The organism is Roseovarius pelagicus (genome assembly GCF_025639885.1).
GTDB lineage: Bacteria > Pseudomonadota > Alphaproteobacteria > Rhodobacterales > Rhodobacteraceae > Roseovarius > Roseovarius pelagicus.
The window spans coordinates 2,651,957-2,670,693 of record NZ_CP106738.1; the positions used below are offsets into that span (position 1 = coordinate 2,651,957).

The following is an 18,737-nucleotide window of genomic DNA, read 5'->3' on the forward strand; positions in this document are numbered from 1 at the left end:
GCCACACCCATCCGGTCAGTATGAAAACTCGTCATAGATCTGACCCAGATCGCCGCCCCATTCGCCGTGGTAGCGTGCCAGAAGTTCATCCGCGGGCACTTGACCGCTGTCGAGGCTTTCGCGCAGGGCGTTGAGGAAATGCGTTTCGTCCGGAATCAGGCCGTCCGCACCGCTGCGCGCGCGCGCGATTAGCCCGGCATTGGCGATCTCGACAACTTCGCGGGCCAGATCGTGCATTTTGATCCCGTCCACTTCGGCGGCAAGCGCGTCCTCGCTGGCGGCGATGCGCAGCGCCTCGCGTTGCGGTGCGGTCCAGCCCTTTATCAGGTCGGTGGCGGCATCAAGGCTGGACTGGTCATACATGATGCCGGTCCAGAATGCGGGCAGCGCACAGAGACGTCGCCACGGGCCGCCATCGGCACCGCGCATCTCCATGAATTTCTTGATCCGCGCCTCGGGGAAGGCGGTTGTCAGATGATCGGCCCAGTCTGACAGGGTCGGCATTTCCCCCGGCAGTGCGGGCAGTTCGCCGCGCAGAAAGTCGCGAAAGGATTGCCCGAGTGCGTCGATGTATTTGCCGTCGCGGTAAACGAAATACATCGGCACATCGAGGGCGTAATCGGCATAGCGTTCAAACCCCATACCGTCCTCGAACACAAAAGGCAGCATGCCGGTGCGGTCTGCGTCCAGATCGCGCCAAACGCGGCTGCGCCACGATTTGTGCCCGTTGGGCTGGCCTTCGAAAAACGGTGAATTGGCAAACAGTGCGGTTGCCACTGGTTGCAGGGCCAGTGCGACACGGAATTTCTGAACCATGTCCGCCTCGGAGGCGAAGTCAAGGTTGACCTGCACGGTACAGGTCCGGCGCATCATGGTTCGGCCCATTGTGCCGACTTTTTGCATGTAGGCGTCCATCAGCTTGTACCGGCCTTTGGGCATCAGCGGCATGTCGTCATGGTGCCATTCTGGCGCCGCGCCCAGCCCGATAAAGCCGACGCCGACCTTGTCGGCGATGTCCTTGACGTCGCGCAGGTGTGCGTTCACCTCATCGCAGGTTTCGTGGATTGTCTCTAGCGGTGCGCCGCTCAGCTCTAGCTGGCCGCCGGGTTCAAGGCTCACATTCGCGCCGTCTTTTTCCAGCCCGATCAGGTTGCTATCCTCGGTGACCGGGGCCCAGCCGTGATGGTCGCGCAACCCTTCGAGAACCGCCAGCACGCTGCGTTCGCCCGCATAGGGGATCGGTTTGTGCGTGTCTTTGCAGTAGCCGAACTTCTCATGCTCGGTGCCGATACGCCAATCGGCCTTTGGCTTGCAGCCATCGGCAAGGTATTGGGCCAGTTGTGCGTGATCTTCGATCGGCCCGCCACCGGACTGGGGAATGGACATGGGCGAGGCCTCCGTTTTGCGTGTTCGGTCAGTCCTGAAGCGAACGCGGGGGGGTGTCAAGGCGCGAGCGTGATACGCACACGTGCGCGTGAGGGACGTGCTTCAATGCAGCAGTTGGGTTGCCGGGCGCGTATTGCGTTGCCAGATCAGCACCCGGCCAACAGCGGTCGCGCGCATCTCGTTCAGCATGCGTTCGGTTCGGATGCCGGGCAAACTGGCAAAAACATCAAAGAGACCGTCCGATCCGGCGGCATTGAGGGGGATCATCACATCGGGCTGACCCGGTTGGCTAAGCACCCAATGCGGCGGTTTGCCGGATCGGTCGATTGCCAGTGCCGTGACTTCGGATCGTGATACAACGCCGCCGGTGAGCGGACCGAAATAGGCAATTGCGCCCTCGTCGATCTGAACGACGCCCGGCCCGTCGCGGCCTGCGTGAAACCGCATGCGCTGCAATGCGGCGGCCGCGGATGCGACCCCCATCAGGACCACGGCCCCGCCGATCCAGCTGATCGGGGTTGCACTGGACAGCGCCCACCAGAGGCCCAGCAGAATGATCAACGTTGAAATGATAACCGCGCGCCAGCGGGTCAGTGCTTGTGATGCTTCGGGGCGGATAAAATTCATCGCCAATCTCCCAATGCCTGTTGCCACAGCGTCATGGCCGCCACGGCGGCGGTGTCGGCGCGCAGGATGCGTGGGCCGAGGCTGATCGCGTGGGCATGGGGCAGGGCGGAGAGGCGCGCGCGTTCGGCTTGCGAGAACCCGCCCTCGGGCCCGATCAGGATGGCCCAGTGCGCATCCGCTTTGAAATTTACCAAGAGGTCTGAGGACCGCCCGGCCAGTGCCTCGTCGCAAAAAAGGATTTTCCTATCTGTGCCCCAATCGGTCAACAGACGATCCAGTTTCTGTAGTTCTGCCACTTCGGGTACGAACGTGCCGCCGCATTGCTCGGCGGCCTCGACCGCATGGGCCTGAAGGCGGTCCTGTCGGATGCGCTCGGAATTGGTGAACTCGGTCTGCACCGGGCAGATGCGCGCCGCGCCCATCTCGGCTGCCTTTTCTACAATAAAGTCGGTGCGCGCCTTTTTGATCGGCGCAAACATCAGCCAGAGGTTAGGCGGATTTTGCTGTGGTTTGGTCTGCGTGTCGCAACGCAGGCTGCCGCCGCGCTTTCCCGCCTCGGTCACCTCTGCCTGCCATTCGCCATCACACCCGTTGAACAGCAACACTGGCGCGCCGATGTTTTGACGCATCACACCAAAGAGGTAATGCGCCTGATCGCGTTCCAGCGGAACCGATTGCCCTGCCCCCAATGGGTGCTCTACATAAAGTCTGATCTTTGCCGCAGCCATGGGGGCAACATATGACCCAACCCGACCCGATACCAGAGGGCCAGAAGCCACAAAACCAAACCAATCAGATTGCCGATGCGGTGCAAGGCAACTGGGTGGACCGGCTCGCACCCGAACGCACACGCTCCTATCTGCGGCTCAGCCGCGCTGATCGGCCGATTGGCACATGGCTATTGCTGTTGCCGTGCTGGTGGGGGCTGTTGCTGGCGATGCTGTCGGACGGGCAGGCGCGCTGGCTGGACCTGTGGGTGTTCATAGCCTGCGGTATCGGCGCGTTTGTAATGCGCGGCGCGGGTTGTACGTGGAACGATATTACAGACAGGCATATCGACGGCAGCGTGGCACGCACGGCATTGCGACCGATCCCATCGGGACAAGTCAGCGTCAAGGGCGCGTTGGTTTGGCTGGTCGCGCAGGCGTTGATCGGTTTTTGTATTTTGCTGACCTTTCCGCCGGCGGCCATCGTGCTGGGTATCGTGTCACTGTTGCCGGTTGCAGTCTATCCATTCGCCAAACGGTTCACCTGGTGGCCGCAAGTTTTTCTGGGACTGGCATTCAACTGGGGCGCGCTGCTGGCATGGACGGCACACACCGGACAGCTGCAATGGCCTGCGGTCATCCTTTACGTTGCAGGTATCTCTTGGACATTGTTCTACGACACGATCTACGCGCATCAGGACGCCGAGGATGATGCGTTGATCGGCGTGAAATCCACTGCGCGATTGTTTGGTGCGCGTTCGCCCATCTGGCTGCGGCGGTTTCTGGTGGCGAGTGTCGCGCTGATGTCGCTGGCAGTCATTCTGGCGATGCGTGGGGGTGATCCGATAGCGGTGCTGATTGCATTGCTTGGCCCTTGGGCGCTTGGCCTGCATATGCTGTGGCAACTGACGAGGTTTGCCCCGGACGACACGAACCGCTTGCTCGCGCTCTTTCGTTCGAACCGGGACGCTGGTTTGTTGCCCCTGCCGTTTTTCGCCGTCGCGCTGTTCCTGTGATTGAACTCATCGCCCGCCCCGCCTAAAGAGTTATGGTGCCATAACAAAGGCTGCCCACTGATGCGCTTGTCTTCGATCTTTGCCATTGCTGGAACATTTGTTCTGGCCGCGATCCTCGCCTGGGTCGCCGCCGGATTTTCTGTGACTGTGATCGAAGACAATTCCCGCACCGAAGTACGCCGTGCGCTGGAGCTTCAGGGTATGGAATGGGCCGAGGTGGACGCCGACGGGCTTCAGGTCTTTCTGGCTGGAACCGCTCCGACAGAGGCCACGCGGTTCGGGGCATTGTCGGTGGCGGGTGGCGTCGTGGATGCAGCGCGGGTGATCGACCAGATGCTGGTCGAGGATTCCGCCGATATAGCACCGCCCCGATTTTCTGTCGAAATCCTGCGTAATGGCAGTGGGTTATCGCTGATTGGCCTGATTCCAACCGCGACAGACCGTGATGCCCTGCTTCGCCAGATTACTGACGCGGCCAAGACCGACGACGTTGCCGACCTGCTGGAGACGGCCGATTATCCAATGCCCGAAGGGTGGGAAGCGGCGATTGATTATTCGGTGCGCGCGTTGAGCAAGCTTGACCGTGCAAAGATCTCGATTGATGCGGGGCAGGTTACGATCGAAACGATGACAGACAGCATCGAAGAGAAGCTGGAGCTGGAAACCGAGTTGAGCCGACGAATACCGGCGCGGCTGATCGTGGATGTCGAGGTGTCTGCACCGCGCCCGGTGATCACGCCATTCACCCTGAGATTTCTGATCGAAGAGGGCGTCGCCCGCTTTGATGCCTGTTCTGCCGATACCGAAGCCTCGAGTGAGGAGATCATCGGGGCTGCGACCAAGGCAGGGCTGACCGGGGAAGCGGACTGTGTGATCGGTCTGGGTGTTCCGACGCCACAATGGGGCCGCGCGGGCGCGCTGGCGATATCTGCGGTGGCGAAACTGGGCGGGGGAAGTGTCACCTTTGCGGATGCAGACATTTCCCTGATTGCGGCGCAGGGTACGCCGGAGAACACCTTTGACGATGTGGTGGGAGAGTTGGATGCCGCGCTGCCAGATGTGTTCGCGTTGCATGCCGTGTTGCCACCGCCGCCGGATGATTCCGCGCCGGTCACACCGGAATTCGTCGCCACATTGTCGCCTGAAGGTTCGGTGCAACTGCGCGGCCGGTTGGGAAGCGATCGGTTGCGTCAAACCGTCGACAGTTTTGCCAAGGCGCGTTTCACGACTGACAGCGTTTACACCAAGGCGCGTGTTGTCGAAGGGTTGCCGCCGGAATGGCCGGTACGTGTTCTGACCGGGCTGGAGGCACTGGCATATCTGTCGAACGGTGCTGTTGTCGTTGAGCCTGAAATGTTGCGTGTCGTGGGTAACACCGGACATAAGACTGCCAGCGCGCAGATTGCCGGGCTTCTGGCAGAAAAGTTGGGCGAAGCCGAGCAATTTGAAATTGATGTGACCTATCAGGAGAAGTTGGACCCTGTCGCCAGCATCCCCACACCTGAGGAATGCATTGCCCTGATTGCCGAACAGCAAGTGGGGAGGAAGCTGAATTTTGAGCCCGGCTCTTCTACCATCGATTCCAACGGGGCGGATATTGTGAACGATATTGCCGAAATTTTAGAAAATTGCGGTGAAATCCAGATCGAGATTGGTGGCTATACGGACAGTCAGGGCCGTGAGACGATGAACCAGCAACTGAGCCAAGCCCGTGCCAACGCCGTGCTTGATGCGTTGCGTGCGCGCCGGATCCTTACCAGCAGTTATTCTGCCGTCGGCCATGGTGAAGCCAATCCGATCGCTGACAATGATACCGAAGAAGGACGAGAGGCGAACCGCCGCATCGAGTTCCGTTTGATTGTGCCGGAGACGACAGAGGAAACCGAAACAGGGCTTGAAGCCCTTGAGGATGCGGGCCAAGAAGAAACAGACGCCGACGAAGACCCGGCGGATGACCCCGCCGCAGAAGAAGGCACAGCCGATGAACAGAACTGAGTTTATCTTTGCCACGGCGATCATTCTCTTCGTCGCCTTCTGTCTGGGCTGGTTCGCCAATTGGCTGGTTCATCGCTTTATCCGCGTTTCGTCCTCGGACATGGGAGAGTTGGACCGCATGGCGCAAGAGCTGCATGAAGCCGAAGAAACCCGCGATCAGGCGATCACGTATTTGCAGCAACGCGAGGCAGAGTTGACCAATCAACTGAGCCAAACCGAGGCGGAGTTGGCGGCGACAATGGAGGGGCTGCGCGAAGCCCGCCAAGAGGCCGAGCATATGCGCGCCCATCTAGAGCGTTCCGGCCACGGCTGATAACGGACGCACCATGTGCTATGATGTCTGCGGGACAGCGGCAGGAGGGCGGCATGGATTTGATTGCACTTGGGTTTTACGCAATGATCTGCGGTGTTCTGGGGTTGGCGGGGCCACGTTTGGGCGCTGCGCCGATGCGTTTGGGCATTGGTGCGGTTGTCGGGATTGCTGCTGCTGCAACGTTACCGTTTATCAAGGCCGCTATCGCCGGTTAAAGCCTTTTGCATCGAATCTGTGGGTCAGATAAAATGCGAAACGCGTCAGCCCCAGCGCACGTCCGACAGGAATATATAGCCAGCACCATAGATTGTCTTGATCAGGCGGGGGTTTTTGGGATCTTCGCGTAGCTTGGTGCGCAGTCGCGAGATACGCACATCCATCGCCCGATCAAAGCTTTCTCCTGCGGCCCCTCCGAGAGCCTCTTGCATTGCTTGACGTGAAATCAAGCGCTTGGGGCGCTCAAGGAACAACCGCAAAACTTCGCCTTCGGCATGAGAAAACGGTGTTTCCTGACCAGCTTCGTCAACCAGCACGAAACGGTCAAATGCGGCGGTCCAGCCCTGAAAAAATGCTATGTCGGCAGCGGGTACGGCAGGCGTATCCCGGCGCAGGCGGGCGCGGATGCGTGCGACCACCTCGGCAGGATCGAAGGGTTTGGTGATATAGTCGTCGGCGCCCAGTTCCAGCCCGGTCACGCGGTCCTGTACCTGCGCACGGCCTGAAATGATGATGATTGCCGCGCCCTGTTCCAGCGCCAGCCGGTGCACCAGTGTCAGCCCGTCGCGGTCCGGCAGCGACAAATCAACCAGACAGATGTCGGGCGTGGTGGTTTTTAACGCGGCCTCAAATTCTGTCGCCCGGCCAAAGGCGAGCGTGCGAAAACCGGCCTCCTCCAGCGCGTCGGCCAGCATACGTCGCACTTCGGGTTCGTCGTCGAGGATCGTAACGAGGGGCGCGCTCATTAGGTGGTCTCCGATGGGGCGGAAAGAAAGGCATATAATTCTGCTGCGGAAAAAGGTTTTCGCAAAACGGGCGCCGCAGCCACCGCGGCGGCAAAACGTGGATCCGATGGCGGTAATGACGTCATCAGAAAAGTGGGGCAAGGGGCAACGGCTGCCAGATCGACGCCGGTTTGCTCGCCTTCCAGAACGATATCCGACAGAAGGGCGGAAATCTCGGGTAGTTGCGCCAGTAGCGAACGCGCCTCGGGCACGGATGCGGCTTCGATAACGCTATGGCCTGCTTCGCGCAGCATGTCGCGCACGGTGTCGCGCAGGTCGGCGCTATCCTCGACCAGCAGGATAAGACCCTGTGTCGGGGCCTGCCCGGCGATCCGCAGCGGTAAGCGCAGCGTGACAACCCCGCCCACGTCACTATTGCCGATCGTGGCGCGTCCCCCGGCCAGTTTGGTCATGTCATAGACCATGACAAGGCCAAGCCCGGACCCTTCACCGCCCTTGGTGGTAAAGAACGGCTCGAACGCGCGAGAAAGTGCTGTCTTGCTGAACCCCGGACCAGTGTCGCTAACGGTGAAATCGATCCAGGTATCCTGTATTGCGGCAACGGTCAGCGTGATCTGACCTGTTGTGCCACAGGCATCGCGCGCGTTCAGGACCAGATTGAGCAATGAATCCTGCAACATCCCCGGGTCCAACAACACCCGGTTGGGCATGTTGCCCATGTCGATATTGAATCCCATGGCATCCGGTAGGGCAGAGCGCGCCAACGTGTCCAGTTCTGACAGGAACCCATGCAGGTTGGTCGGTGCCGGGCTGTGCTCTCGACGGCCGGTCATGTCTGCGATCCTGTTCAACAGGCTTCCGCCGCGCCGTGCCGCCGATTGTGTCGCGGAGATCAAGGTGTCTGCCGTATCAGGCAGGTCCATGCGCGCCAGTTTGGACTGCATGCCGAGAATGATCGTCAGCAGGTTCGAGAAGTCATGTGCCAACCCGCTGGTCATCTGTGCGGCGACTTCGCGGCGCCGGGTCTGTTGCAGAGCCGCACGCGTCTGCGCCTCTTCGGTGATATCCATTGACAGGATATAGACACCACCTTGTAATGTATCCGGCGTTAGGGCCGCACGGATGCGTCGTGAACTGGGTTCGTGCGTGAATTCAAACACTGATGCGGTGCCCGCAAATGCCTGATCCAGCCGGGTGCGTATCGTGGCATATGCTATTGGACCAAGCGCGTCCTCGATGCGTTCGCCAATAATCTCGGACTTGGTTCCCGGTATGATCGAGCTCAACCGTCGGTTCGAAAACGTATAGCGCCGGTCGGGTCCGACATGAGAGATGTGGGCCGGCATCATTTCAGCGGTCAGGCGTGTGCGGGCCTCGATCTGAGTGATTTGGCGCTTGGCCTCTTCCAATGCGGTCACTGTGGCCTCCAGCTGTCGGTTTGCGGCGGATAGCTCGCCGGAATATGCGCCCAGCTGATCGGATAGCTCTTCGGACCGGGTGCGCAGCAGGCTTTCTTGCTGCTTGGTGCGGGTGATGTCGGTATAAACCGTTACCCAACCTCCCTGCGGCAGCGGCGAACCCTCGACGCTGATGGTTCGATCATTGGCGCGGGTGCGCTCCATGTAATGTGGCTCGAATGCGCGGGCAATTTGCGTCCGGCTGGTAACGAACTGCTCCAGATCGCCGACATTACCGTAATCACCGCGCTGGGCCAGATAGCGGATCGTATCGGCAAAGCTTGCACCGGGTGTGACCAACGCATCGGGGAGGTCGAACATTTCTTGAAAGCGGCGGTTGCAAACTGCAAGATTCAAGTCGCTGTCATAAATTGTCAGCGCCTGCTGGATCAGATTCAGGCCCGCCATCGTCATTTCGGTGGTCTGTTGACTGATCATTGTGCGTGTCTCACTGCCCAGTCCAGCGCGTCCTCCAGACGATCGTCGCCCCAGAACAACTCATCTCCGACCAAAAAACTGGGCGCGCCAAAGAGGCCGCGCCGGGTGGCTTCGTCTGTCGTCTGGCGCAGGGCCAGCTTGTTTGTGTCGCTCTGTGCCGCCTCAATGACGCCATCGGGCAGACCGACTGCGTCTGCACAGGCCGCAACCACGGAGGGGTCTGATATATTCAATCCCTTGGAGAATTGCGCGCGATAGATTGTCTGGCAGAAGTCGATGCCTTCGGGCCGTTCCAGTGCGATCTGTGCCACTCGAGCCGCCAAGATGCCATTTTGCGGAAACGGATCGGGTTTTTCGACTGTCAGGCCAAGACGATCTGCCCGGCGCGCCAAGTCGCGCCACATGTAGCGGCCTTTGGCGGCGTAGATGTTGAAGGGTGACGTGTCCCAGCCCTGGACTGCAAAGATGGGGCCCAGCAGGAATGGCCGCCAATGCACCTCGACGCCCGCGTTGCTGGCTGCTGCGGGCAGGCGCATTGCGCTGAGATAGGAATAGGTCGAGGCGAATTCGAACCAGAATTCCAGCTTCGGCTTGGTCATTTGAGTGACACTCATGTGGTTTCGGCTGTCTCTCAATTCCGGGCAGAGGTGTGCGGATGTCAAGCCCCGCCACGGTTGTTACAATTCGTTAGGATTGGGAAATGTTCACGAAAAAGTTGACCCTGAGAGTAATTGCATCACTCTGATGGGTAGCGAGAATCGCCCTGTTGAGGTGATCGGCCCGCAAAGACGGGCATCTGGGAGGAAGACAATTTGGCCAAGCCTATAGAGGCGACGGACGGGCATGGCTCGATTCCGGCGCTGCTTCAGCGTAATGCATCGCAGTTTGCAAATCGTTCCGCATATCGGGAAAAGGAATACGGGATCTGGCAGAGCTGGACCTGGGCCGAAACCGAGAAAGAGATCGAGGCCTTGGCACTGGGACTGATTGATCTCGGGGTGAAGGAAGGTGAATTCATCGCCGTTATCGGGCGCAATCGTCCGTATTTCTATTGGGCCATTGTCGCGGCGCAATCAGTGGGCGCGATCCCTGTTCCACTTTATCAGGACGCCGCTGCAGACGAGATGGCCTATGTTATGGACCATTGCGGGGCACGTGTGGCCATCGTCGAGGATCAGGAACAAGTCGACAAGGTGATCGAAATTCAGGGTCAGCTGACTGAATTCGAGCATATGATCTATATCGATCCGCGTGGCCTGCGCAAATACGACCATTCCAAGCTGCATCAGTATGGTCAGGTTCAGGAGAAGGGTCGCGCGACCCATGATGAAAATATCAGTGAACTACGCGCGCGGCGCGACAAGCTGAACTACGACAGCATTTGTGTGATGCTCTATACCTCGGGTACGACGGGCAAGCCCAAGGGCGTCGTGCTGAGCAACCGCAACATCATCGAGGCCTCCAAGTCATCGTCGGAGTTCGACAAGCTGCGCCGCGACGAAGAGGTTCTGGCCTATCTGCCGATGGCATGGGTGGGGGATTTTATCTTTTCCATCGGTCAGGCCTATTGGTGTGGCTTCTGCGTGAACTGCCCTGAAAGTGCAGACACGATGCAGACTGACCTGCGCGAGATCGGACCGACCTACTACTTTGCCCCACCGCGAGTGTTCGAGACACAGCTGACCAATGTGATGATCCGTATGGAGGATGCAGGGCGATTGAAGAAACGCCTGTTCGATCACTATATGGCGCATGCCCGCAAAGTGGGCGGTGATATTCTGGACGGCAAACCTGTCGGCGGAATGGATCGGCTGAAATACACGCTGGGCAATCTATTCGTCTATGGTCCACTCAAGAACACCCTCGGCCTGAGCCGGGTGCGCGTGGGCTATACGGCAGGCGAAGCGATCGGGCCCGAGATTTTCGCGTTCTATCGCTCGCTCGGAATCAACCTGAAACAGCTCTATGGCCAGACCGAAGCATCGGTGTTCATCACGTTGCAGCCCGATGGGGAAGTGCGTGACGATACCGTGGGTGTCCCGGCACCGGGGGTGGAAATCCGTATCGCCGACAATGGCGAGGTGTTCTATCGCAGCCCCGGTACGTTCGAGTATTATTACAAGAACGAGGAAAGCACGAAGAGCACCAAAGACCCCGAAGGCTGGGTCGCGACGGGCGACGCGGGTTATTTCGATGAGGAAACCGGCCAGCTACGCATCATCGACCGTGCCAAGGATGTGGGCAAGATGGCGGGGGGCGAGTTGTTTGCGCCCAAGTATGTTGAAAACAAGCTGAAATTCTTTCCCAACATTCTGGAGGCCGTGGTCTTTGGCAATGGTCGCGAGCAATGCACAGCGTTCATCAACATCGACCTGACGGCGGTGGGCAACTGGGCCGAGCGCAACAATATCGGCTATGCGTCCTATCAGGAACTGGCTGGTCACAGTCAGGTGCTCGAGACGATCCGCGAGCATGTGGAAACGGTCAATCGGTCGTTGGCAGATGACCCGATGCTGGGGGCGTGCCAGATCCACCGTTTTCTGGTGTTGCACAAGGAACTGGATGCCGATGACGGCGAGATGACCCGCACGCGCAAGGTGCGGCGCGGGGTGATTTCGGATAAGTTCAATGATCTGCTGACGGCGCTTTATGATGGGTCGGATGAGATATTTACAAAGACTGAAGTGACCTACGAGGATGGCCGCAAGGGCAGCATTTCAGCGACGCTCAAAATTGTCGATGCGGCGGTTGTGCCGGTCGAGACGCAGAAGGTTGCAGCGGAATGATGGGGCGCCGCTCAGCTACGTCGATCCCGTACCCGCCATCCCGAATTCACGCAGATATTGAAGGGTGCCACCATGCTTGACAGCGCAGAAGGCTACACCACCGAGGACGGTCGCAAGATCGGCGGTGTGGTGATGGAGATGAAGAATATTACCCTGCGTTTCGGCGGTGTTACGGCGATTCAGGATATCAGCTTTGACATTCGCGAGGGCGAAATCAGGGCGATCATCGGTCCCAATGGGGCGGGCAAATCATCCATGCTGAATGTCATCAGCGGGTTCTACAATCCGCAGGAGGGCGAGGTGTTTTACAAAGGTGCAAAACGCCCTTCGATGAAGCCCTATCAGGTCGCGCGACAAGGGATTGCGCGGACGTTTCAGAACATCGCTCTGTTCGAGGGTATGAGCGTTCTGGACAACGTGATGACCGGCCGATTGCGGCAGATGAATGCGGGGATTTTTGCGCAGGCGATCTGGAAGGGTAAGGCCGAGCGTGAAGAGGTTGAAAACCGGGAAGTTGTTGAGAAGGTTATTGATTTTCTTGAAATCCAGCATATTCGCAAGACGCCGGTGGGGCGTTTGCCTTATGGCCTGAAGAAACGGGTTGAACTGGCGCGGGCGCTGGCGGCAGAGCCGTCGATCCTGCTGCTGGACGAGCCGATGGCGGGCATGAACGTCGAGGAGAAAGAGGACATGAGCCGCTTTATTCTGGATGTGAATGACGAATTTGGCACCACGATCGCACTGATCGAGCATGACATGGGCGTGGTCATGGACCTGAGCGACCGGGTCGTGGTGATGGATTACGGTAAGAAGATCGGCGATGGCACGCCGGATGAAGTCCGCAACAATCAGGACGTGATCGATGCCTATCTGGGGGTGGCGCATGATTGATTTTCGCACATCAGTATCACGTCGGTATTACGTCGGTATCGCGTCGGCGCGTGGGCGTGCGGGCGCTCAGAACTCAGGGCGGGTAGAGCCCAATTCCGGAGGACAGCACAATGCCTGAACAACTCGTCTTTGCGATGGAGGTCTTCCTTAACGGTCTGATGGCCGGGGTTCTCTATGCGTTGGTAGCGCTGGGTTTCGTGCTGATCTACAAGGCCAGCGGCATTTTCAACTATGCCCAAGGGGTGATGGCGCTATTCGCCGCGCTGACGCTGGTGGGGATCATGGAAGGGCAGGTGCCCTTTAGCCATCTGATCAACGCGATCTTTGGCACGGAGATCCATCATTTCGGCTGGCACGTTCCTGCCTTGCTGGCGATCCTCCTGACGATGTTGGTGATGATCGGACTGGCGTGGCTGGTGAACCATTTCGTGTTCCGGCATTTGGTCAATCAGGAACCTATCATTTTGTTTATGGCCACCATCGGGCTTGCCTATTTCCTGGAAGGGGTGGGCGACATCATGTGGGGCGCGGATATCAAGAAGCTGGATGTCGGCCTGCCGCAAGGGATCAACGAGGTCATCGACGAGGTGACCTATGGCATCTTTGACTACGGGTTCTTTATCGACAATCTGGATATCGTGGCGACCGTGATTGCGGCGCTTCTGGTGGTCGCGCTGATCATCTTTGCGCAATACACCAAGCAGGGCCGTGCCATGCGCGCCGTGGCGGATGATCATCAGGCGGCGCTGAGCGTCGGCATCTCGCTGAATTACATCTGGGTCATGGTCTGGTCGCTGGCCGGGTTCGTGGCGCTGGTCGCCGGGATCGTCTGGGGCACCAAATCGGGTGTGCAATTCTCGCTGTCGCTGATCGCGCTCAAGGCACTTCCCGTCTTGATGCTGGGTGGTTTCACCTCGATCCCCGGTGCCATTGTCGGCGGGCTGATCATCGGTGTGGGTGAGAAGCTGTTTGAATTCGCCGTAGGGCCGATGATCGGCGGGGCGACTGAAAACTGGTTCGCCTATGTTCTGGCGCTGTTGTTTCTGGTGTTCCGGCCGCAGGGATTGTTCGGGGAGAAGATCATTGAGCGGGTTTAGAAACGGCGGGTGCCGGGCTGAAGCCCGGCCTACGGTGCGCAGCTATGCATAAGGTGGTAGCGATCCTTAACGTCGTGGCGTGGTCGGGGTTCTGGGCCTTTGGTTATCTGGCGTTCACGGCGAATGCAGCGAACACTGGCGAGATGGTGACGGCTGCGATCCTGGCGGCGATTGCCGGGGGCTTGGGCATGTTGGCCTATCTGTGGCTGGCATGGCATTCGGCACCGACACGCGGGCAGCGACGTGTAGCCGCACGAAGGGACATGAATGGGGAGATCACGTCTTGAGAGAGTTGATCGTTTACAGCTGTTACGTGCTGGGCGGCATCGGTTGCGTCGTGTCAGCAGCAGTTCTGTTCGACGAAAATCTGTTTTCCAGTTTAACGCTGTTCTTTGGATCAATCGGCGTGTTCGCGATTGGTTTCATCTGTGACAAGCTGGCTGGAATTGAGCAGGCATTGCAGGGTGATTTGGACACAGCGCACTCAAGAACGACCGTGCATCTTACGGGTGATAGTTACCTTGATGGCGAAAACAAGAGCTTTCCCGACAGCGTATCACAACCACGCTTCGAAAATGGAATGGCTGTTGTTGATACGCCAGATGGTCCAAAACGTTTTCCGAATATGACGGAAGCAAAGAAATTCGTTTCAGAAAGGTCCCAGTGATGTTCTATCGTGAAGCAGGCGATTTCAAGACGTCCTATGCCGAGGACAACCAGACCTTTCCGATCAAGTTCGACCGGTATCGGTATTACGTGGTGCTGCTGATCGCCTTTGCGGTCGTGCCGTTCATCATCAATGATTACTGGGTCAACGCGGTGTTTCTGCCGTTCCTGATCTATGCGATTGCGGCGATCGGCCTGAACATCCTAGTGGGCTATTGCGGGCAGGTCAGTCTGGGAACCGGCGGGTTCATGGCGGTAGGTGCCTATGCCTGTTACAAGCTGATGACGTCATTCCCCGAAGTGTCGATCCTGATCCACGTGATCATCGCAGGGGCGATTACGGCGGCGGTTGGCGTGCTCTTTGGCCTGCCAAGCCTGCGCATCAAGGGGTTCTATCTGGCGGTGGCGACGCTGGCGGCGCAGTTCTTCCTCGTCTGGCTGTTTAACCGGGTACCGTGGTTTTACAACTATTCGGCCTCTGGCCAGATCAGTGCGCCCGAGCGTACCGTGCTGGGTGTCCCCGTCACCGGGGCCGAAACAGCACCTTGGGCGGCCTATATGGTATGTCTGGTGTTCGTGGCGGTGAGCGCCATTCTGGCGCGGAACCTGACGCGTGGCATGGCCGGGCGCAAATGGATGGCGATCCGGGACATGGACATCGCTGCCGAGATCATCGGTGTGGACCCGCTAAAGGCCAAATTGAGTGCCTTTGCAGTCAGCAGTTTCTTTATCGGGATCGCGGGTGCGCTGTTCTTTTCCGTCTATCTGGGCGCTGTGGAAGTGGGCGAGGTGTTCGGGATCAACAAATCCTTCCTCGTGCTGTTCATGGTGATCATCGGCGGGCTTGGCTCGATCTTTGGGAGCTTTGCTGGTGCGGCGTTTCTGGTGTTGTTACCGGTTCTGCTGAAGAACGTGCTGGTGGGTTCGCTGGGCTGGCCCACGGATCTGGCTGCGCATCTGGAATTTATGATCGTGGGCGCGCTGATTATCGCGTTTCTGGTGGCGGAGCCACATGGGCTGGCGCAGCTGTGGCGCGTGGCCAAGGAAAAACTGAGACTTTGGCCGTTCCCACACTAGGAACGGTCAGGCGACGTGCGGTGGGGTGAAACCCTACCCTACGAAAGAAGACATCGGACATAACCAAGGGAGGATTAACCGATGAGAAAGACACTTATGACAGCCGCGCTGGGCGCGGTGATGGCCGCGGGGCCGGCGATTGCGGACCTCGTGGTGGTAGACACCAGCTATCGCACGGGTCCATATGCCGCGAACGGCATCCCGTTCTCGGATGGCTATCAGGATTATTTCACTCTGATCAACGAGCGCGACGGCGGTGTTGGCGGCGAAATGATCAAGGTCGTGGAATGCGAGACCGGCTATAACACCGAAAAGGGTGTGGAGTGCTACGAGGCGACCAAAGGCGAAGGCACGTTGGTTTATCAACCGCTCAGCACCGGCATCACCTATCAGCTGATCCCCAAAGCGACCGCTGATGGCATTTCGCTGCATACGATGGGTTACGGCCGGACATCGGCCAAGAACGGTGCCGTGTTCAAGAACGTGTTCAACTATCCCGCCAACTACTGGGACGGGGCGAGCCACGCGATCACGCATATCCTGAATGAGAACGGTGGAGACATTTCGGGCCGCAAAATTGCGCTGGTTTACCACAACTCAGCCTATGGCAAGGAGCCGATCCGGACGCTGGAAGAGCTGAGCAAGAAGCATGGTTTCGAGCTGACGCTGCTGCCGGTCGACCATCCGGGTCAAGAACAGAAATCGCAGTGGCTGCAAATCCGCCGCGAAAAGCCGGACAATGTGATCATGTGGGGCTGGGGTGTTATGAACCAGGTCGCGATTCAGGAAGCGGTGAACATTCGTTATCCGATGGATCAGTTCATCGGTATCTGGTGGTCCGGGTCCGAGAACGACGTGAAAGCGGCAGGCGACAAGGCCAATGGCTATAAGGCACTGACGTTCCACAACCTCGGTTCTGACTATCCGCTGTATGATGACATGGCGAAATATGTCGTCGACGCGGGCAAGGCAGCCGGTGCTGGCGATCAGGTGGGTAGCGTTCTCTATAACCGTGGCATGTATGCCGCCATGCTGGCGGTTGAGGCGATGCGCACCGCACAAGAACTGGCCGGTACGTCGGCGATCAATGCGGCGCAGATGCGCGACGGCATGGAAGCTCTGGAGATGACCGAAGCCAAGATGGCCGGTCTGGGTCTGCCGGGCTTTGGTCCGGAGTTCAAAGTGTCGTGCGAAAACCACGGTGGCGACGGCATGGGTGCCGTGTCGCAGTGGAATGCCGAGAAGGGCGAGTTCGAACTGATCACCGACTATTTCCAGTCCGATCAGGACGTTATCGGCGCGCTCGTGGCTGAAGATTCGGCCGCTTTTGCGACAGAGAACGGGATCGAAGCATCTTGTAACTAAACGCATTTCCCCGGCCGTGACATCTGTGGCGGCCGGGGGATTTTCGATTATTTCTGGAACGATGAAAGCAGGGGTTAACGCCAGTAGAGGCGATCCCCTTGATGGAGAGAGAGATCACATGCTGGATGCGGCCCCCACCGAGGAAAAGCTCCTTGAGGTCAACAATATCGAGGTGATCTACAATCACGTCATTCTGGTTCTCAAAGGGGTCAGTCTGAGTGTGCCGAAGGGCGGGATCACTGCGCTGCTGGGCGGTAACGGAGCGGGCAAGACGACGACGCTCAAGTCGATCTCGAACCTGCTGCGGTCCGAGCGTGGCGAAGTGACCAAGGGCAGCATTCGGTATCGCGGGGACCGGATTCAGGACCTTGCACCATCCGATCTGGTCAAGAAGGGCGTCATTCAGGTGATGGAGGGGCGGCATTGCTTTGAGCATTTGACCGTCGAGGAGAACCTGCTGACCGGAGCCTATACACGGAGTGCCAGCCGGGGCGATATCGATGCGGATCTGGATCTGGTCTATAGCTATTTTCCGCGGCTCAAGGAACGGCGGCGCAGTCAGGCGGGCTATACCTCTGGGGGCGAACAGCAGATGGTCGCGATCGGTCGTGCGTTGATGTCGCGACCCGAGACGATCCTGTTGGATGAGCCTAGCATGGGGTTGGCACCGCAATTGGTCGAAGAGATTTTCACGATTGTGAAGAACCTCAACGAGAAGGAAGGTGCGACGTTTCTTCTGGCTGAGCAAAACACCAATGTGGCGCTGCGGTTTGCCCATTACGGATACATTCTGGAATCGGGACGCGTGGTGATGGACGGTCCGGCCAAGAGCCTCCGCGAGAACCCGGACGTGAAGGAATTCTATCTGGGGATGTCGGATGAGGGCCGTAAATCATTCCGTGATGTGCGCAGTTATCGCCGCCGCAAGCGGTGGCTGAGCTGAGGCCGCTGCGGACCTGAACATGACCTTATTGCGCGCAGATATTTCCGACCGCAGCTTGGTTGATCGTGCGCAGCGCGTTTCAGGTCAATGCGGCGCGCATTTCGTCGATCAGCGCCAGCGCTTCGGCGCGGGTGTTGCGGATATTGGGGCGGAAGCCTTGGCTTTCGGCGCGCAGACGAATGTCGGCCTCGGTTTCGGATCCAGTTGCATAGCGCACCGACCCAAGCGAGGCGGCGAGGTTCAGCGACTTGCCCCGGGCGGCATAGGGGATACATGCGCCGGGCATAATCTGGCAGCCGTTCATGTCGATCAGGAAGAACCACTTGCGGCCGCTCTCTTTGATGCGCTCTTCGAGGTAGTCGTAGACATCATCGACATCGCGGCTGTGGTTGAGTGTGAAATGCGAGAAATCGACGTTCATAATCTGTCGGTCCTCGTCAAAATGCACTCGGCGGACGATGTCGGAGAGTGCGTAGGTGGGATCGTGGACCACTTTGGTTCGGCGGGTGCTGGGCAGTTCGGCAATCCGTGCAAGCGCGGCATCGCGGTCTGCAAAGAGATTGGGATCGAAGGCGTCTGTATTTGCGGCGCGGATGATCTGTCGGCGGGTATCATCAGACGCGTCATAGCGGACCGAGCCCATCGAATGCGCCAGATTCAGCGCCCGACCGCGTCGCGAGTACGGCGTCCAGGCAATAGGGTCGATACGCGTTCCGGTGAGGTTGATCAGAAAGAACCACTGCGGTTCATCGGTCGCCGCGATGCGGGCCTCAAGCCGATCGTAAAACCTGTTCACGATGGCCGAAGAGCCAAAGTGGAAGTTGGAAAAATCCACCTCCATCGTCTGGATGTCATCGTGGAAGCGGATGCGCCGGTTAAGAGTGGCGTCATCCACGTTGGAGGGTGTGCTGGTGTAGGGCATGGCATCTCCAAGTGAGGTCGATTGTATACGAATGAATACTGAAATGTGCCATACGCTGGCGCATGGATCAATTGGTCAGGCTGTCGCAG

At 58.7% G+C, this 18,737-nt stretch carries 19 protein-coding genes; 12 read left to right on the top strand and 7 right to left on the bottom strand.

The window, feature by feature from the left end:
- Positions 1–15 precede the first annotated feature (15 nt).
- From N7U68_RS14190 to N7U68_RS14200, 3 genes are all read right to left on the bottom strand, one after another.
- Complete coding sequence (locus tag N7U68_RS14190; RefSeq protein ID WP_263047228.1) at positions 16–1,386, bottom strand: glutamate--cysteine ligase; 1,371 nt, start codon at positions 1,384–1,386, stop codon at positions 16–18.
- A 102-nt stretch (positions 1,387–1,488) separates the two neighbouring features.
- Positions 1,489–2,013: a hypothetical protein gene (locus N7U68_RS14195; RefSeq protein ID WP_263047229.1), complete on the bottom strand. Its 525-nt coding sequence runs from the start codon at positions 2,011–2,013 to the stop codon at positions 1,489–1,491.
- Positions 2,010–2,741, bottom strand: coding sequence for a 16S rRNA (uracil(1498)-N(3))-methyltransferase (locus N7U68_RS14200; RefSeq protein ID WP_263047230.1), 732 nt, complete (start codon positions 2,739–2,741; stop codon positions 2,010–2,012). The genes N7U68_RS14195 and N7U68_RS14200 overlap by 4 nt, the downstream gene beginning before the upstream one ends.
- Positions 2,742–2,752: 11 nt before the next feature.
- On the opposite strand from N7U68_RS14200, the gene ubiA reads away from it, so the two are divergent.
- Genes ubiA through N7U68_RS14220 form a run of 4 tightly spaced genes read left to right on the top strand, consistent with a single transcriptional unit; the run spans position 2,753 to position 6,259 of the window.
- Positions 2,753–3,736 carry a 4-hydroxybenzoate octaprenyltransferase gene (gene ubiA / locus N7U68_RS14205; protein WP_263047231.1) on the top strand — a complete coding sequence of 328 codons (984 nt, stop codon included), beginning with the start codon at positions 2,753–2,755 and terminating at the stop codon, positions 3,734–3,736.
- Positions 3,737–3,796: 60 nt separating this feature from the next.
- A complete protein-coding gene (locus N7U68_RS14210) occupies positions 3,797–5,731 on the top strand; it encodes an OmpA family protein (protein WP_263047232.1) in 1,935 nt (644 codons plus the stop codon).
- Positions 5,718–6,044, top strand: a complete 327-nt coding sequence (locus N7U68_RS14215) for a hypothetical protein (protein ID WP_165194480.1) — start codon at positions 5,718–5,720, stop codon at positions 6,042–6,044. Before N7U68_RS14210 ends, N7U68_RS14215 begins: the two co-directional genes overlap by 14 nt.
- A 53-nt stretch (positions 6,045–6,097) precedes the next feature.
- Positions 6,098–6,259, top strand: a complete 162-nt coding sequence (locus N7U68_RS14220) for a hypothetical protein (RefSeq protein WP_263047233.1) — start codon at positions 6,098–6,100, stop codon at positions 6,257–6,259.
- 45 nt (positions 6,260–6,304) lie between these two features.
- Here N7U68_RS14220 and N7U68_RS14225 read toward each other — a convergent pair whose 3' ends face one another.
- From N7U68_RS14225 to N7U68_RS14235, 3 genes are read right to left on the bottom strand one after another with little or no spacing between them, the layout of a single operon-like run.
- Complete coding sequence (locus N7U68_RS14225; RefSeq protein WP_263047234.1) at positions 6,305–7,006, bottom strand: response regulator transcription factor; 702 nt, start codon at positions 7,004–7,006, stop codon at positions 6,305–6,307.
- Positions 7,006–8,901, bottom strand: a complete 1,896-nt coding sequence (locus N7U68_RS14230; protein ID WP_165194474.1) for a hybrid sensor histidine kinase/response regulator — start codon at positions 8,899–8,901, stop codon at positions 7,006–7,008. Before N7U68_RS14230 ends, N7U68_RS14225 begins: the two co-directional genes overlap by 1 nt.
- Positions 8,898–9,500: a 2-hydroxychromene-2-carboxylate isomerase gene (locus N7U68_RS14235; RefSeq protein WP_263047235.1), complete on the bottom strand. Its 603-nt coding sequence runs from the start codon at positions 9,498–9,500 to the stop codon at positions 8,898–8,900. The genes N7U68_RS14230 and N7U68_RS14235 overlap by 4 nt, the downstream gene beginning before the upstream one ends.
- Positions 9,501–9,713: 213 nt before the next feature.
- On the opposite strand from N7U68_RS14235, the gene N7U68_RS14240 reads away from it, so the two are divergent.
- The 8 genes from N7U68_RS14240 (at position 9,714) to N7U68_RS14275 (ending at position 17,726) form a co-directional block, all read left to right on the top strand.
- Positions 9,714–11,687 carry an AMP-binding protein gene (locus tag N7U68_RS14240; RefSeq protein WP_263047236.1) on the top strand — a complete coding sequence of 658 codons (1,974 nt, stop codon included), beginning with the start codon at positions 9,714–9,716 and terminating at the stop codon, positions 11,685–11,687.
- Positions 11,688–11,759: 72 nt separating this feature from the next.
- On the top strand, positions 11,760–12,578 hold the full coding sequence (locus N7U68_RS14245) for an ABC transporter ATP-binding protein (protein ID WP_165194471.1): 819 nt from the start codon (positions 11,760–11,762) through the stop codon (positions 12,576–12,578).
- A 110-nt stretch (positions 12,579–12,688) separates the two neighbouring features.
- Positions 12,689–13,675, top strand: coding sequence for a branched-chain amino acid ABC transporter permease (locus N7U68_RS14250; protein WP_165194470.1), 987 nt, complete (start codon positions 12,689–12,691; stop codon positions 13,673–13,675).
- A 44-nt stretch (positions 13,676–13,719) separates the two neighbouring features.
- A complete protein-coding gene (locus tag N7U68_RS14255) occupies positions 13,720–13,962 on the top strand; it encodes a hypothetical protein (RefSeq protein ID WP_165194468.1) in 243 nt (80 codons plus the stop codon).
- The gene (locus tag N7U68_RS14260; RefSeq protein WP_165194467.1) at positions 13,959–14,342 is read left to right on the top strand and encodes a hypothetical protein; all 384 of its coding nucleotides are present in this window, start codon (positions 13,959–13,961) and stop codon (positions 14,340–14,342) included. The genes N7U68_RS14255 and N7U68_RS14260 overlap by 4 nt, the downstream gene beginning before the upstream one ends.
- The gene (locus tag N7U68_RS14265) at positions 14,342–15,418 is read left to right on the top strand and encodes a branched-chain amino acid ABC transporter permease (RefSeq protein WP_165194465.1); all 1,077 of its coding nucleotides are present in this window, start codon (positions 14,342–14,344) and stop codon (positions 15,416–15,418) included. The genes N7U68_RS14260 and N7U68_RS14265 overlap by 1 nt, the downstream gene beginning before the upstream one ends.
- An 81-nt stretch (positions 15,419–15,499) precedes the next feature.
- Positions 15,500–16,783 carry an ABC transporter substrate-binding protein gene (locus N7U68_RS14270; protein ID WP_165194464.1) on the top strand — a complete coding sequence of 428 codons (1,284 nt, stop codon included), beginning with the start codon at positions 15,500–15,502 and terminating at the stop codon, positions 16,781–16,783.
- Positions 16,784–16,901: 118 nt separating this feature from the next.
- Positions 16,902–17,726, top strand: a complete 825-nt coding sequence (locus N7U68_RS14275; RefSeq protein WP_165197802.1) for an ABC transporter ATP-binding protein — start codon at positions 16,902–16,904, stop codon at positions 17,724–17,726.
- Between the two features lie 79 nt (positions 17,727–17,805).
- Here N7U68_RS14275 and N7U68_RS14280 read toward each other — a convergent pair whose 3' ends face one another.
- Positions 17,806–18,648: a hypothetical protein gene (locus N7U68_RS14280; RefSeq protein ID WP_263047237.1), complete on the bottom strand. Its 843-nt coding sequence runs from the start codon at positions 18,646–18,648 to the stop codon at positions 17,806–17,808.
- Positions 18,649–18,737: the final 89 nt, after the last annotated feature.